The following is a 15,337-nucleotide window of genomic DNA, read 5'->3' as shown; positions in this document are numbered from 1 at the left end:
TAGCCCTATGGGCTGCAGGATATCCTGATTTTTTCTCCAACGTTGTTATTTAGATCATTAGAATCTCCCGGATGTCTTGCTCTGTGAGGGTAGACAAGCTTTCTTGACCTGGCTGGATGACCTCATCGATCAAGTTCTTTTTCTTCTGCTGCAGCTCATACATCTTGTCCTCTACGGTGCCTTGGGTGACGAGACGAATTACTTGCACTACATTTTTCTGCCCGATACGGTGAGCCCGATCCGCAGCTTGCTGCTCGACGGCAGGGTTCCACCAAAGATCGTAAAGGATTACAGTGTCTGCCCCAGTTAAGTTGAGCCCGGTCCCGCCGGCCTTTAAGGAGATTAAGAAAATATCACGCTCTCCTTCATTAAATTTATTACATAAATCTACTCGTTGAGAAACAGGCGTTTGACCATCTAAATAAAAGTATGGAATGCCCTGATATCCTAGTTCACGTCCAATCAGGCCGAGCATCTCTGTGAATTGTGAGAATACTAACATACGTTTACCCGAACTGCGACATTCTTCTATAATTTCGAGCAGCTGCTCGAATTTAGCAGAGCTTCCTTCATATCCATCGACAAAAAGAGCAGGGTGGCAGCACAACTGGCGCAGACGAGTTAGTCCCGCCAGAACTTTGATCCGATTATTATTGCCGAAGCTATCTTGGGTCAAATGCTTAAGCGCCTCTTTTTTCAAACGGGCGAGATAAGCTACATATAACTTTTTTTGCTCCGGCAGCAGTTCACATGCTTGTACGGATTCGATTTTGTCCGGAAGTTCCTTTAACACATCACTCTTTAAGCGCCGCAGCAAAAAGGGACGCGCCCGCTTCGCAACCGTTTCTCTTGGTAAATCATGAAAAGCTTTTTTGCCTGGAAACAACCCAGGGAACACGGTGCCGAAAATGGACCATAAATCTTCCAACGCATTCTCCACGGGAGTACCCGTAAGTGCAAAACGGTGCCGGGCTTGTAGCGCCATTACAGCTTGGGCTGTCTGTGTAGTATGGTTTTTTATAGTTTGTGCTTCATCGAGAATCAGGGTATGAAAAGACTTTTTAGCATACAGCTGAACATCTCTGCGAAGCAACGGATAAGAAGTGATGATTACATCAGCTTTTGCTGTATTTTTTAAAATCCGCCCGCGTTCAATTAGACTACCGTCTGCAATGACAGCTTTGATCTCTGGTGTGAATTTTTTAAGCTCATTAAGCCAGTTATAAGTGAGAGACGCAGGAGCGACAATTAGGGCAGGCAGTCCATTCTGACGGATCTCTGGAAGTTCTGACAGGAGAAAAGCGATACTTTGCAGCGTTTTGCCTAACCCCATATCATCCGCCAAAATACCACCAAAACGGTAATGGGCCAACGTCTTCAGCCACTGAAACCCATACTGTTGATAATCCCTTAGCACAGGAACCAGACTGTCAGGTATAGGAAAATCAAGATTCTCAGGATTCCGCATGTTCGCAAGTAACCTTTTAAAGGATCTGCCCAGCTTAATGGAGTCACTCTTAGCATCCGTGGAGGTCAAATGTAACCCGCGAACAACGGGCAGAGAAAATTCCACCCCTTTGATCTCACCTTCCCGGATGCCTATATCATTCATAAAGGTAATGATTTCTTGAAGCTCCTCGCTCTCCAGTGGTAGCAGGGCCCCATCAGGCAAGCGGTAGTATCTGCGTTTTTCCTGCAGGGATTTCAGAACCATAACAATCTCAGCTTCTGGAATCCCGCCCATATCGAATTTAAAATCAAGCCAGTCCGTCTTTTCATTCCAACTAATGCTCACCTTTGGGGGTGTAGTGCTCGTGAACAGTCTTGCTTTGACTGCGGAGGTCGCATAGACCGAAAGCAGCGGTTCCAGCAGCGGAATGGTATGGTACAAAAAATCGTACTCGCCCTCTTCGTCTGTCATAATATATCCGCCTTCAGTTTTAGCGAAGGATTCGTGCTCCATCAGCTCCAGAATGCGGGCTTCTCCCTCCCCGTCTCGCAAAAGAATCAAATTCGTCCCGCGAACATGGGCTTTTTCATCTAAGGGATTGATCACAATGTCACCATATTGGAACTCTAGTCCGGCGAGCAGCCGATCTCTCACACGGTCCAGATAAAGTCTCGCGATAAGCCTATGTTGGACAATCCGATCCGCGATGGAATCGGCGATATGGACGTTGCCTAGCTTTTTCAGACCAGGAATAACCTTGTCCATAAAAGACTCCATTTGCTCGGGGGCAATATCGATACCATTTCGGCGGGAGGAATCCAGCATTTTTTTCATTTCAGCAAGGCGTATGCATTCTTGAGGGGATAGCTTCAGCAACTTACCTTCCGATAGTACTATCCCGTAATCTTCTAAGACCGAAATCTGCTCAAGTCCTTGAATATCCAGATGATATCCATCCTCTTCTGCCTGTTCAAATTCAAAGCTGAGTGGAGGCGCCTCATTGGACACGTGGATGCCTTCGTATAGCACCTCTTCTTGTTGCAAAAATACCGACGAGACCTCTGAAAGCGCAGGTTGAAGCGACTCCCAGAAAAAAGGAGGGACGGCCAGCAAACGATCTCCCCCAATACTTCCCCCATAAGGTGAGTAAGGAGTTACGTTATCGCGGTACATTTTTTCATTTAATACAATATCAATCAGCTTCTGTAGAACAACATTGTCTTCCTTCCGAAAGCTGTAAATGGCAGGATCATAGATAAAATGTTTCGAGAACTCAAAGGATTCTCCGCGGTGTACGCTTTCTAGAAATCCCCTTATTTTCTGAACAATATATAGACGTTTTGGACCGACTTTCATTTCTATACCCAGCATGGTGTGGCTGTAACTATAAGTGAACGGCTTGCATGTAAACTCTATATTTAGAGGAAGTCTGTTATCTACAAAAGCCCCCGTACCGCTAGGACGCGGTGTATGGTTGCTGAACATCCCCAGTAGGCTGCTCACGAGCTGTTGATCTCTGGACTTTCCCCCGTTGTCTTGCGCAGTATCTGTAAAAATACGTGGGGTTAGAATCTCAGTATCTTCTATAGAGGACAGGTGCGAAGCTCCGGTAGGCTCTGAACGATCTCGGCCAGTTTTAAGGGCGTCAACGTTGATCAGCACAGCCGCGATATGTTTACAGAATGGCCCCCCATGGGAGTAGGCTGGACAATTACACTCTGCCTGGACATCCCCATCAATATCAATGACCACCATAACTTCATAGTCGATCGCCCCCTGAACAATGGCTTCATATCGAGAGCGGGGCAAATCTGGAATGGAGTCATTGTATTCTTCAACTTCAATTATATCGACACTTTCAGTTTGGTAATAAGCTAATCCTTTTTCAAAAATAGACTTGCCGCACAGCAGTTTGATTACCCGTTCTGATACACTAAAGCCCATAACATAATTCCTTCCTCATAACTTGATCTTGAAAAGCCCGAATTTAATATAGTACTTATGATAACAGAACGGGCGTGCGCATCAAATAGGGGGTGTTGTTTTACTTATTCCATGCATGATAAAAGCGATCGTCAGGTTGATTTCTTCCTCGTCGTTCCAGTCCTTATCTGGCTGCAGCAGCAAGCGATTCATCAAATAACCTACGACAGATGAGAGTGTGAAGCGTATAAGTGTGGGTGTAGGCACCTCGATGATTTCACCCTTTTCCTTAAAATGTTCAACAATATCAATCACGCGCTCCAGTATTTTGCTAAGAATATTCTCTACAAACTGCGCTCTAACTGTTGGCTGAAAAGGAATCTCCTGAATAAGAATCTTAAGAATTTTAAAATTCTTGCGGGCGAAATCCAGCCGATTGATCATAAATGCCCGCAGGAACTCCTCAAAGCTGTCGTAGGGCATATCAAGCACGCCGTTGAAATTCCGCAGCACAAAAGGCGCAAGCATGCGACTCATGGTAGGACCTACTATGGCAAGCAGCAGATCATTTTTAGTCTTGTAATAGCGAAAAATCGTTCCCTCCGCCACGCCCGCCTTCTGAGAAATTTCACTCGTGGATGTCGCAGAGTATCCTTTTTCGGAAAACACCTCAATCGCCGCTTGTAGAATAGAAATCTGCTTCGGTGTCAGTTTCTCGTCTTTGCCAAGGGTCAGCAGCTCTTCTATCCACTGCTCTTCTATATTTTGTTCCGTAGAAACTTCCTCTTTCATTACAATAACCCTCCATGCTTGATTCATTTTGTTTCAATGATAATAGCTTTTGTGAAGTTACATTTTGCGATGCTTGCGCAGTGCCAATACATTCAGCAGCATAAATAGCAGCGAAAATCCTATAAGTACATAGACATCCATTGCAATTGCGCTCCATCCTTTGCCACGGACCATAATGTTCATCAGAGCTTCTGATCCGTAATAGATCGGTGTAGCGAGGCCAACGCGCTGGAGCCACAGTGGGAGGGTATCGAGCGGGAATAATCCACTGAGGAAGATTTGTGGCACTATAATGAGTGGAATGAACTGTATCATTTGCAACTCATTGGCTGCAAAAGCCGACAGCAGTGTGCCCAACGTCAGCGCTGTCATCGATAGGAGTAATGTGATCAGCAATACGTAACCAAAGCTGCCTGTCATCATAATGCCAAGAATCTGTATGGAATACCATGAGATCAATAGCGCCTGAAAAACGGTAAATATGCCGAAACCACATACATACCCGAGCACAATCTCCCATCTTTTTAATGGAGTCGAAAGTAGGCGTTCAAGCGTGCCTGTGGTTCGTTCCCTTAAGAAGGATACACCTGCAATCAAGAATACGAAAAAGAAAACAAATACGCCAATCATAATGGGACCGAAACGGTCGATCGTCTTCATATTCTCAGAACCGTAAAGATAGCTGATCTGCGGCTGTAATTGTTCCTTTGTACTTGGAAGAAGTTTTTGGGAGATTTGTTGCAGCGTCATGATTACTGCCTTATTGGCTGTAGGGTTGCTACCTTCTAACAGCACTTGAGGCGTTACTTGCGAATCTCCGGCGGTTCCGTTCAAAGTGATCAAAGCGTCAATTTTTCCTTCAACTAAAGCGCCTTTTCCCAGCTCTGCGCTGGCATATTCTTTGATGATGGCATTTTGTTCTTTTAACGCAGCTGACATATTTAGAGGTACACCGGACACACCGATTTTGGGTTCATAGGCGTCACCGTTGAAGACCAAGCTCATTAAGCTTAGAACGAGGAGTGGTGCAATGAACATTAATGCCATCGTTCTTTTATCATGAATAAACTGTCGCAAAATCCTTAAGGTGATCGCTCGGATTCTCATGAACGCACACCTCCATAATATAAAAAGGCTTCTTCAATAGAAGCTGAACCGGTGGCTTGCAGCAGTCCGGCAGGCGTGTCGGCAGCAAGCAGCTTGCCATCACGGATCATTCCGAGCCGGTCACATTTTTCAGCTTCATCCATGACATGCGTGGTCAGCACAATGGTGGTGCCTTTCTGGTTCAGCGCTTTTAGTTCCTTCCAGATGGATAGCCGCAGCACCGGGTCTATGCCAACTGTAGGTTCATCAAGAATAAGCAACGGCGGTTCATGCAGCAGCGCGATCGCCAATGATAAGCGGCGTTTCATCCCGCCGGAGTATTGGTCTACTCTTTTTCTTAAATGATCTTGTAAATTAACGATCTCCATTACGGCTGTGATGCGTTTGGAGCGTTGCTCCCCCTTTAGTCCATATAGCGCTGCAAAAAACTCCAGATTCTCCTTCGCGCTAAGCTCCGTGTACAAGGCATCAGACTGGGCCATATACCCAATCTGTTGCAGCATAGTCAGCTTCGGCATCGTCACGCCAAGTATTTTCACCTCGCCGGAGGTTACCTCATCGATACCTGTAAGCAGCTTCACTAATGTTGTTTTTCCTGAGCCCGATGGCCCTAGTATGCCAAAGGTTTCCGCACGTTCCACTTGAAGCGAAATATCCTCGAGCACCTGTTTCTCTCCAAACGCTTTCCCGACATGGCTCACTGAAATAACTGGAATCTTTGAACCCATGTTTATCTCCTCGATTCTGAATGTTCTGGGATACTTACTTGAGTTGAAGGTGTAGAAGGTGATGGTGATGTTGATGGTGATGTTGATGGTGATGGTGATGGTGATGGTGATGGTGATGGTGATGGTGATGGTGATGTTGATGGTGATGGTGATGGTGATGGTGATGAACTGCATTGCGTTAAACACTCTAATTATATAATGAGTGAGTACTCACTCATTACTGTGCATCAAAAGTTAGGAATTGTAAACCATATATTTTATACAAAGGTATCCCACAGTATTAGCTTAATCCCGATTGACGTTTGTTAATTCAACATGTCCTTTTACTATGTATATAGATAGAGATGATCTGAATAAAAGGCAAAAGTGCCACTAAATAGCGCCAGTCCGCCTAAACTAGGTAATAGAAAGGCATAAATGCCCTTAAATGGCGTCGATCTACTTAAATCAGCTAAAAGAAAGGCATAAATGCCTCACAATAGCACGGGTTTACCTAAACCAGACAAAAGAAGGGCATAAATGCCACTAAATAGGCATGATTTAGATAAATCAAGCTAAAGAACGGTATAAATCCCTCACAAAGAGCTCAATCCCGCTAAAGTTAGCAAAAGAACGGTATAAATCCCGTAGAAAGAACTCAATCCCGCTAAAGTCAGCAAAAGAACGGTATAAATCCCGCACAATGAGCCGAATCTCCTAACCTTACGCAGAAACCGCCCCAACAGACCAGGTAGTTTTTAAATCGTAAGCAGCAGCCACATAATTGATAGCAGACTCTCGCCAGCAACAAGCTTCCCCACGCGCCCAAGCGAACTCCACATATACTCCACGTGCCCATCGACCCCAGCAACAAGCTTCCCCCACGCGCCAAGCGAACTCTGCAATATACTCCAAGTGCCCATCGACCTCCTCAACAAGCTTTCCCACCCGCCCAAGCGACCTCCCAATATACTCCACCCGCCCACCTCGGCAACAAGCTTCCCCCACCCGCCTGCAATCTCAAATTAGTCCCTACGTCTCACCAATCCCAAACAATTCTCCAACTCAATAAGGTAGCCACACCAAGCACCTTTTTACGAAAAAAGGCTGTTTTTGCTGTTTAGTTCATTTGGTTTAGAGCAAGAAAATTGTTAAATGAGCTAATATACCTGATTTTTTTAAAAAAAGAATACTAGTTAATATTTCCATTACATTCCTCTGCAACAGAATTGACAATTGTAGACGAAAATGACATTAGCAGTTACCTATACGAAAAGGGTGAATCTAATTGAAAAACAGTAAATGGATTAGCGCAACGTTGGCTTCAGCACTTCTTGCAACAGTAGGCGTTGGAAGTGTATCTGCAGCTAGCACCGGCAGTAATGTAAAATCTGTAGCTACCAATCAAGTCGCTGCTGTTACAGCAGTTAAAGAAGGTACAACTACTTGGAATGTAAACGGAACGCCGATTGTGTTTAACACCATTAACAGCAGTGGTTACAAGCTTTACTCGCTGACTCAGGTAGCTGGTGAAATTGGGGCTAAGGTAGTACTGGGAACAAGCGGGTTTGAACTTAACGACAGCAAAGGACTACATAATGTGCAACTCAAAACAGGCTCAAAGAGCTATCAAGTAGATGGTAATTCCGAATCGTTCACAGTGGCTCCAGTGTTTTATAACGGTAAAACCTATGTAGAGCTGACTAAGTTAGTTATTGCATTAGGTGGAGAGCTGGACGCTGATGCTAGCACGATTTTGAGCTTTGCACGTCCGGAAGGATTGTTTGATACTTTGCACTGGACGGCAGCTGGTAACCTGATTGCGAACAAAAGTGATGCTGAAACTACTCAGCTTATCAAATTCAGTACAGAACCAGGTAACTATGAAGTGTTTTCGTCAAATGACAGTGCGGTGGACTTTGCAGTATCGCCGGATCAACAGTGGGGAGCTTTTAATGATGAGAAAGGTTTGCTGAATCTGATTAACTTGTCTAGCGGAGCTGTTAAAACACTAGGCACCGACAATAGCGTGAAGACAGATCTGGTTTGGTCCAAAGATGGGAAAAGCATTTACTTCATCCAAGGAGACAAGCAAGAAAAAATCGCTAAAATCTCAGTAGAGACTGGTGATGTTAAATCCGTTTTGGCTGACAAGGTTGAGAATAAATCTGAACTGCGCATTTCTGCTGACGAAAAAAACGCCGTTTATATCGTTAATTTGACGGGTGTTGCTAAAAATGATGCAGACAGCACAGAAGATTCTCTTACGGTAGACTTCAGCTCGGCAGGAGAGCAGCTTTACAAGCTTGATCTGGCTACAAAAGATGCTAAACCAGCTGCATTAACAACCACAGCGGATAACAAGCTTTACCCAGAGATTTTGGCTGATGGAAATGTGGCATACCTGAGCGCAGATGCAGACGGCAATGCGAAGAATACCCTGAAGCTTGTAAAAGCGGACGCAACCAGCACTAATATTGCACTTGATATCGAAGTGAATTGGTCCACTGGCGTTAGCAATGGTTTGGTAGTGGCAGGTACTACGGCAGACGGAAGCACAGTGATCTATTCTATCGATGGTAGTGGTGCAAAGACCGAACTGTTCCGTACGACTGAAGATGTATCTGAAGTATCTGTATCTAAAGATGGAAGCAAGCTTGCGATTGTGAGCGGCGACAGCGTATGGGTTATCCAAGGCGGTAAAGGGCTGCAACTGACTAAATAATGATTATCCTAAAACATATTTTAACGGCCTAGAGCCGAGAGGAGAAAATAGTACAATGAAAATCTTCAAGAAATTAACAGTAACGGCTTTAACAGCCGTAATCGCGGTAACCGCATCTTTTGCAGGGATTGCAGCAGCAGCAGATTCACTTAGTGGCAAAATCACCGTTAACGGTTCAACCGCACTTCTTCCATTGACCTTGCAAGCGGCAAAAGAATTCCAAAAGCTCCACCCTAAAGTGAAAATCGCAGCATCTGGTAAAGGTTCTGTAACTGGACCACAAGCTGTGAAAAAAGGCATCGCTGATATCGGCGCTTGCGACTGGGATGCTAGCATCGACGTACCAGGCTTCAAAGCTTTTGACGGACAGGTAGCGAACAAAGTAGCTGTCATTCCTTTTGCAACGATTGTAAACAAAAATGTGGGTGTAGATAACCTCACAACAGAACAACTTAAAGGCATTTTCGCTGGCAAAATCACCAACTGGAAAGAAGTAGGCGGCGCAGATGCAGATATCGTTGTCATCACTCGCTCTTTCGGTTCTGGTACCCGCGTTAACTATCAAGCTAAAGCCTTGGATGGCGGAGATATCGTTAAAAAAGCTAAGAACTACAAAGAAACAGGTTCATCCGGCGACATGAAAACAGCAGTAGGAACTACTCCTAACTCCATCGGTTATATCGACCTTGTTTATGTAAGTGGCGACGTAAAAGCAGTGAAACACAACGGTATCGCAGCTACTACAGACAACGTAATTAACGGTTCTTATAAGATTTGGGCTTATGGTTACTACATGACTAAAGGTCAACCTACTGGCGCAACTAAAGAATTTATCGAATACGTACAAAGCAAAAAGTTCCAACAAGGTTCTCTGAAAAAGCTTAAATTCATTCCGATCGCAGCAATGAAGGGTTAATAACATCTGAAGATCATATTGAACGGTAACAGCGGCCAGCCCCGATTTTGATACGGGGTTGGCCGCTTACAGGAGGGAAAGTATGGGGGCACCAGTCCACAACCTGGCAACTAAGGTTAAGGAGGGCGTTACAGAAGTTAGCGCCAACTCCAAACGTCACAGTAGACATATGTTTAGCAACCGATTATTCCGCTTTTATTTCTTATTCAGCATTCTTGCACTTTGCTTCGTGCTTGGACTTGTAATTCTATTTATCGGCAAAACGGCGCTGCTTCTGTTTGGTCATCTCTCGCCTGCGGACTTTTTCTTTTCTTTTAACTGGACGCCTGAAGAGGACTCGTTTGGGGCTGCTGCCTTCATTGTAAATACACTTTCACTGACGGCTTTGACCCTGCTGATCGCAGTACCTATTTCTGTGGGTATGGCCGTGCTCTGTGCGGAGATTGCTCCGAAGTGGATGAAGACCTTCATTCGCCCGGTGCTCGATTTGCTCGTTGGGATTCCTTCTATAGTATATGGTTATTTAGGCTTAACGGTATTACTTCCTTTCCTGCGTAGAGTTAGTGGGGAGAGCTTGGGTGATGGTTTGCTGGCTGCGGCCCTCGTACTCGCATTAATGGTCCTGCCAACGATTTGTCGAATCAGTGATGATGCTATTGTCGCTGTCCCACGCAAATATCGGGATGCTGCGTACGCTCTTGGATCTACCCGTTTGCAAGTCATTATGCGTGTTGTTTTGCCTGCGGCCAGCAGAGGGATTATCTCTGCAGTCATCCTCGGGATGACTCGTGCTGTGGGGGAGACAATGGCTGTAGTTATGGTTATCGGAAACACACCACAGTTGGCGAAAACCTTATTTACACCTGCTTCGGTCTTGACTAGTAACATCGTTATGCAAATCTCGAATGTAGAGTTTGAATCAACCTGGAATTATGCCCTACATATGATGGCCTTTCTTCTACTGGTGATTTCCTTTGTACTGATTCTGATCATCCGCGTGCTGGGTAGAAAAAGGAGGGATGCAGCGTGAACGGATTCGCAAGTACAAAGCATACAGCGCGTGCTCAGAGACGCAATAAGATGGCGACTATAGGGTTTTATACGCTTGGGGCTTTAGTTATGCTGCTAATCTTCTGGCTGCTCTTCACGATTCTTAGTAAAGGTCTGCCAGCGCTGCGGCCTGACTTCCTGATTAAACAGCCTGAAGAGATTGACGTAGGTGGCGGGATCGGTCCTGTACTTTTCAACTCTTTTTATATTTTGTTCATCTCGCTGCTTATTTCCGTCCCTATCGGTTTAGGTGCGGGGATTTATATGGCGGAGTATGCTCCGGATAATGCTTTTACAGGCGGCCTGCGTATATGTGTAGAAGCTCTCTCTTCGGTTCCTTCAATTGTATTTGGTATGCTTGGACTTGCGATATTTGCTGAATATTTTGGAATCGGCCTGACGATTCTTGGCGGTGGGGTAAGCTTGGCGCTTTTGAATCTGCCTATGCTTGCACGTGTGACGGAGGAAGCGGTTCGTGCTGTTCCTGGGGAGATGCGTGAAGCTGGATATGCACTGGGCATGACTAAATTCCATGTGATCCGCACAGTAGTTCTACCCGTTGCAATGTCAGCCATTGTTACTGGGATTTGTCTCGTTGCTGGACGCGCCTTCGGGGAGTCTGCGGTTATTATCCTTACCGCGGGTCTCAGTACCTCGGGCGAAATGTGGGACTTTAATCTATTCTCACCGGGTGAAACCCTTGCAGTGCATCTATGGTATGTACAATCTGAAGCAATTGTAGAAGATGCGCGGCAAATCGCTGACAAATCAGCGGCAGTACTCGTATTTGTAGTTCTGTTTATTAACTTTGCCTTCCGTTTTCCGCTCTGGCTCGGAAATCGCCGCAAAGGGCGCTGATTCGCTCATATAGGAAGACATGCATAAAAAACTGTCTCTCGGCGAGAAATCGCCGTGAACAGTTTTTTTATTACCGATTAAATAAACAAGGTGCTCCATTTATCGATAAAATTGCTAATGTGCGTGTCTTTTGAGTAATTAGATTGGCCACGCTTATAGAGAGCTAAAAAAGTTTCCATATTTAAAAATCAGAAATGGGAATGTGAAGAGTAATAGTCGATGAGTAATGAGTGGTTTTTAATTGCACTTTATACACTTATTTTTGATGGGGATAGGTTTGTTTGGGTTTAATTGTACTTTGTGCAGTTAAAAATGGTGAAAAGGACATTCTAGGAGTAAATCTGAGAATATAAGTGTATGAAATGCAATTAAAGCGAGTTTTGGAGGTAAAAGGGTACTTTTAGTTGCAGAAAATGCAATTAGATAGCATGTAGCGGCGTTTCTCCGGAAAAGCAGCCGTGATGTTCTAATGCGGCGGGGTATGATGTGGTATTGACTCATAGAAACTGATCATCGATTGCTAAGCTTCACAGAACCCTGAGCCCCAATGAGTTCTAAGTGTGACCAAGTCCGAGCGAGCATCAAAGGTTAAGCTCCATCGACTCATAGCCCGACGAGGCATGGGTTTTCACTGAATTCTAAGTTTCGAATGCTAAGCTCTATCGGATCCTGAGCTCCGACAAGGCTAAAGTTTTCATCAAGTTCTGAGCTTCGAATCCAAGCTCCATTAATCTCTGAAACTCAACTAATCCAGAGCCGCGAATCTTTAAGCTCAGTCATTCAGTCGTCTAATCGTCCCAGTGACTCCCTGAGCCCCGCCCAACCCCTCCCCTGAACACAGAAACAGCCTTCCCGAAGGAAGGCTGTTTCTATATGACGTCCCGGAAGGGATTCGAACCCCCGACCGTGCGCTTAGAAGGCGCATGCTCTATCCAGCTGAGCTACCGGGACATGGTTGCTGGCAGAAAAGCAAGCAGGAATTATCATATCATATGGGGTGTTTTTTTTCAAGCTGTTTTTTAAAAAGAGTACGGGGTATGCTATAATCTACAATTATTAAGTTTCGGAAGAAGCTTAAGGTATTAATAACTTTTATAATGGTTAGGATTCCATTCACATAAGTAGACATAAGGAGGTGCCCTCATTAAACATTCGGATTCCCCCGCCACCAAAGAGAATATCGTCCTTTTCCCCAAGACACTGGACTATTATCAAATCCAGCTGACGGTGATGCTGGAAAGTGAACGCTACGGGGAAGCGATGGAGCTGCTTCGTTTTTTGCTGCAGTGTCAAGGACAGGAAGAGCGAAATTACGAGGAATGGCGGTCCCTGCTGGAATGGCTCGAAACGGCATTTCCTTACGCGTCCCAGAATGGAGATGCGGAGGGAGCTGTTCACCCCGAAGACGAAGATTTAAGGGAAGAGGATATGGCCCGCTTTTTGGCCAAATCTAAAATGAACGAGGATACGGGGTATCCCAAAAAGCTGCTGCAGCGGGTGATGAACGAGCCTCTGTCTGAGGCGACAATACTTGCACTAGAGCAGCTATCCTATCTGGAAGGTGGCGGCGTTGACGAGGAGCTGACCACTTGGCTACAGGGGGATAATGTTCATCCACTGCTGCAATTTCGGACCTTGCAGACGCTTAAGCGGCGTGGGATGCAGGGAACAGTGAAGCTGATTCGCGGACATGAAAAGGTACTTGTAGAGATCGAGAGCGTGCCACTGCAGACGGAGGATTTTCCTCCGCAGGTGAGTCATGTGCTGGAGCGGGTAGCCGGGCAGGCTGAGGTGCATGAGCCTACGCTGTATTATTTTGCACAAGAGCTCTGGGGCCAGTTCATCATGTCGATTTATGGGTCGGATGAATATCGGAAATTGCTGGAAGGCGAAGACGTTTTGCTGGATATTTGGGCAGGAGCGTTGCACCAATTTGTTTCTGAGAGTTTAAACGGCTCCCGACAAGAGGAAGAGACACGTGGAATGTATGGCATCACAGACGGCATGCGCTTTCAATTTGAGGGAGCTTATCGTGCTCTCAAGGGTTTTGTAAAGACTTCTCTACTTGATAAATAAAGTAATGTTGTATATAATATAATGGTTATTCTGTGCGTGGATTGTATCATTATTTGAAGTAAACTTGTGAACCTATATTTTGGAGGGAAAAGTATAATATGAAAGCAACATGGGAAAAAATAGAGAAGAACCTTGGAGTTCTTGAAGTAGAAGTAGACGCAGAACGCGTAACAGCAGCACTTGATAAAGCTTTTAACAAAGTCGTTAAAAAAGCTAACGTACCAGGCTTCCGTAAAGGTAAAGTACCTCGGCCGATCTTTGAATCCCGTTTTGGTGTAGAAAGCTTGTACCAAGATGCAATCGACATTCTTCTTCCTGAAGCTTACGGTGAAGCAGTTGAACAAACTGACATCTTCCCTGTAGACCGTCCTGAAGTTGATATTGAGCAATTTGCTAAAGGCCAATCCTTTATCTTCAAAGCGAAGATCACGGTTAAACCTGAAGTGAAGCTCGGCGATTACAAAGGTCTGGAAGTTCCAGTACAAAAAGCTGAAGTGACTGAAGAAGAGTTGAGTGCTGAACTTGCTCGTCTGCAAGAACGTCATGCTGAGCTTGTAGTAGTTGAAGAAGAAGCAGCAGCTAACGGCGACATCGCTGTAATCGATTTTGACGGATATGTTGATGATGTACCGTTTGAAGGCGGAAAAGCTGAACGTCACTCTCTTGAGCTTGGCAGCAACTCCTTCATTCCAGGATTCGAAGAGCAAGTGGTAGGAATGGCTACTGGAGATTTCAAAGATGTTGAAGTTACTTTCCCTGATGAATACCATGCAGAGAACCTTGCGGGTAAAAAAGCAGTATTCAAAGTGAAGCTGCACGAAATCAAACGCAAACAACTTCCTGCATTGGATGATGAGTTCGCTAAAGATGTAAGTGAATTCGAAACTTTGGATGAGTACAAAGCAGATTTGAAGGCTCAGCTCGAATCCCGTAAAGAGGAAGAACTGAAAGGCCTTCGTGAGAATGCAGTTGTTGATAAAGCAGCAGCTAACGCTGAAGTTGAAATCCCTGAAGCTATGATCAACAGTGAAGTTGAGAATATGGTTCGTGACTTCGACACTCGTCTTCGTCAACAAGGCATGAACATGGATATGTTCCTTAGCTTCTCCGGCCAAACTCGTGAAGACTTGCAGAACCAAATGAAAGGCGATGCTGAAAAACGCGTTCGCAACAACCTGGTATTGGAAGTTATCGCAAAACAAGAGAACATTGAAGTTTCCGAAGAAGAAGTTAACGAAGAGTTGGCTACTATGGCTGAAGCTTACAAACGTACTCCAGAAGAAATCCGCAGCATCTTGGCAGCTAACGGTTCACTGGGCAGCTTGAACGAAGAGCTTTCGTTGCGTAAAACCATTGATTTCCTTGTTAGCAATAGTGTAGAAGTTGAAGCAGTAGAAGAAGCACCAGCTGCTGAAGACACTAAAGCTGAGTAGGATATTTTAAAATTATAAGAAGGTATAAGTTTCACTTTATACTTTATTCTTATAATTCTCGCATAAACGCTTACCGTCCTTAAAAGGACGCCGAAGGCGTTTTAGCTTGACACTACCTAGAACGGCCAAGTTACACGGCCTCCATACAGATATGATAAGGCACGTAAGTTTCGTTACGTGCCTTATTTTTATCCTCGGCCGCAAATATATGTGACTACATAGGTATCCGTATGAACGTATGGCAATAAGGTAATAGGGGCGGTAACGTCACAATTCACAAGCAGCGGACTGTCCACTGTA

The 15,337-nt window shown here is 45.0% G+C and carries 12 protein-coding genes and 1 tRNA gene; 7 read left to right on the top strand and 6 right to left on the bottom strand.

Going from position 1 to position 15,337, the window contains the following annotated elements; genetic code table 11:
• Window positions 1-49: 49 nt before the first annotated feature.
• The 4 genes from MKY14_RS15600 to MKY14_RS15585 form a co-directional block, all read right to left on the bottom strand.
• Window positions 50-3,394, bottom strand: coding sequence for a DEAD/DEAH box helicase (locus MKY14_RS15600; RefSeq protein ID WP_340976806.1), 3,345 nt, complete (start codon window positions 3,392-3,394; stop codon window positions 50-52).
• Window positions 3,395-3,475: 81 nt separating this feature from the next.
• Window positions 3,476-4,165, bottom strand: a complete 690-nt coding sequence (locus MKY14_RS15595; RefSeq protein ID WP_076220316.1) for a TetR/AcrR family transcriptional regulator — start codon at window positions 4,163-4,165, stop codon at window positions 3,476-3,478.
• A gap of 57 nt (window positions 4,166-4,222) precedes the next feature.
• Complete coding sequence (locus tag MKY14_RS15590; protein ID WP_076277516.1) at window positions 4,223-5,272, bottom strand: ABC transporter permease; 1,050 nt, start codon at window positions 5,270-5,272, stop codon at window positions 4,223-4,225.
• A complete protein-coding gene (locus MKY14_RS15585) occupies window positions 5,269-6,000 on the bottom strand; it encodes an ABC transporter ATP-binding protein (protein ID WP_339191281.1) in 732 nt (243 codons plus the stop codon). Before MKY14_RS15585 ends, MKY14_RS15590 begins: the two co-directional genes overlap by 4 nt.
• Before the next feature lie 67 nt (window positions 6,001-6,067).
• Here MKY14_RS15585 and MKY14_RS15580 point away from each other — a divergent pair, with 67 nt between their 5' ends.
• Window positions 6,068-6,199, top strand: a complete 132-nt coding sequence (locus tag MKY14_RS15580; protein ID WP_340976805.1) for a hypothetical protein — start codon at window positions 6,068-6,070, stop codon at window positions 6,197-6,199.
• Between the two features lie 503 nt (window positions 6,200-6,702).
• Here the strand turns inward: MKY14_RS15580 and MKY14_RS15575 are convergent.
• The gene (locus tag MKY14_RS15575) at window positions 6,703-6,927 is read right to left on the bottom strand and encodes a hypothetical protein (RefSeq protein WP_340976803.1); all 225 of its coding nucleotides are present in this window, start codon (window positions 6,925-6,927) and stop codon (window positions 6,703-6,705) included.
• A 340-nt stretch (window positions 6,928-7,267) separates the two neighbouring features.
• Between MKY14_RS15575 and MKY14_RS15570 the strand changes: the two genes are divergently transcribed.
• The 4 genes from MKY14_RS15570 (at window position 7,268) to pstA (ending at window position 11,528) form a co-directional block, all read left to right on the top strand.
• The gene (locus MKY14_RS15570; protein WP_340976802.1) at window positions 7,268-8,704 is read left to right on the top strand and encodes a stalk domain-containing protein; all 1,437 of its coding nucleotides are present in this window, start codon (window positions 7,268-7,270) and stop codon (window positions 8,702-8,704) included.
• Between the two features lie 55 nt (window positions 8,705-8,759).
• A complete protein-coding gene (locus MKY14_RS15565) occupies window positions 8,760-9,620 on the top strand; it encodes a phosphate ABC transporter substrate-binding protein (RefSeq protein WP_038573065.1) in 861 nt (286 codons plus the stop codon).
• Window positions 9,621-9,702: 82 nt separating this feature from the next.
• On the top strand, window positions 9,703-10,650 hold the full coding sequence (gene pstC, locus MKY14_RS15560) for a phosphate ABC transporter permease subunit PstC (protein ID WP_036685038.1): 948 nt from the start codon (window positions 9,703-9,705) through the stop codon (window positions 10,648-10,650).
• A 50-nt stretch (window positions 10,651-10,700) separates the two neighbouring features.
• Window positions 10,701-11,528, top strand: coding sequence for a phosphate ABC transporter permease PstA (pstA, locus tag MKY14_RS15555; protein ID WP_076194563.1), 828 nt, complete (start codon window positions 10,701-10,703; stop codon window positions 11,526-11,528).
• A gap of 877 nt (window positions 11,529-12,405) precedes the next feature.
• On the opposite strand, the gene MKY14_RS15550 is transcribed toward pstA, so the two are convergent.
• Window positions 12,406-12,479 (bottom strand) — tRNA-Arg (locus MKY14_RS15550).
• A gap of 279 nt (window positions 12,480-12,758) precedes the next feature.
• Between MKY14_RS15550 and MKY14_RS15545 the strand changes: the two genes are divergently transcribed.
• Together MKY14_RS15545 and tig are read left to right on the top strand one after the other, a co-directional pair.
• Window positions 12,759-13,604: a hypothetical protein gene (locus MKY14_RS15545; RefSeq protein ID WP_036685042.1), complete on the top strand. Its 846-nt coding sequence runs from the start codon at window positions 12,759-12,761 to the stop codon at window positions 13,602-13,604.
• A 98-nt stretch (window positions 13,605-13,702) separates the two neighbouring features.
• On the top strand, window positions 13,703-15,037 hold the full coding sequence (tig, locus tag MKY14_RS15540) for a trigger factor (protein WP_076303255.1): 1,335 nt from the start codon (window positions 13,703-13,705) through the stop codon (window positions 15,035-15,037).
• Window positions 15,038-15,337: the final 300 nt, after the last annotated feature.

This window comes from Paenibacillus sp. FSL R5-0887, assembly GCF_038002305.1.
Lineage (GTDB): Bacteria > Bacillota > Bacilli > Paenibacillales > Paenibacillaceae > Paenibacillus_AQ > Paenibacillus_AQ odorifer.
Note: the sequence above shows the minus strand (reverse complement) of the source record. Positions and strands in the feature narration are given on the sequence as shown.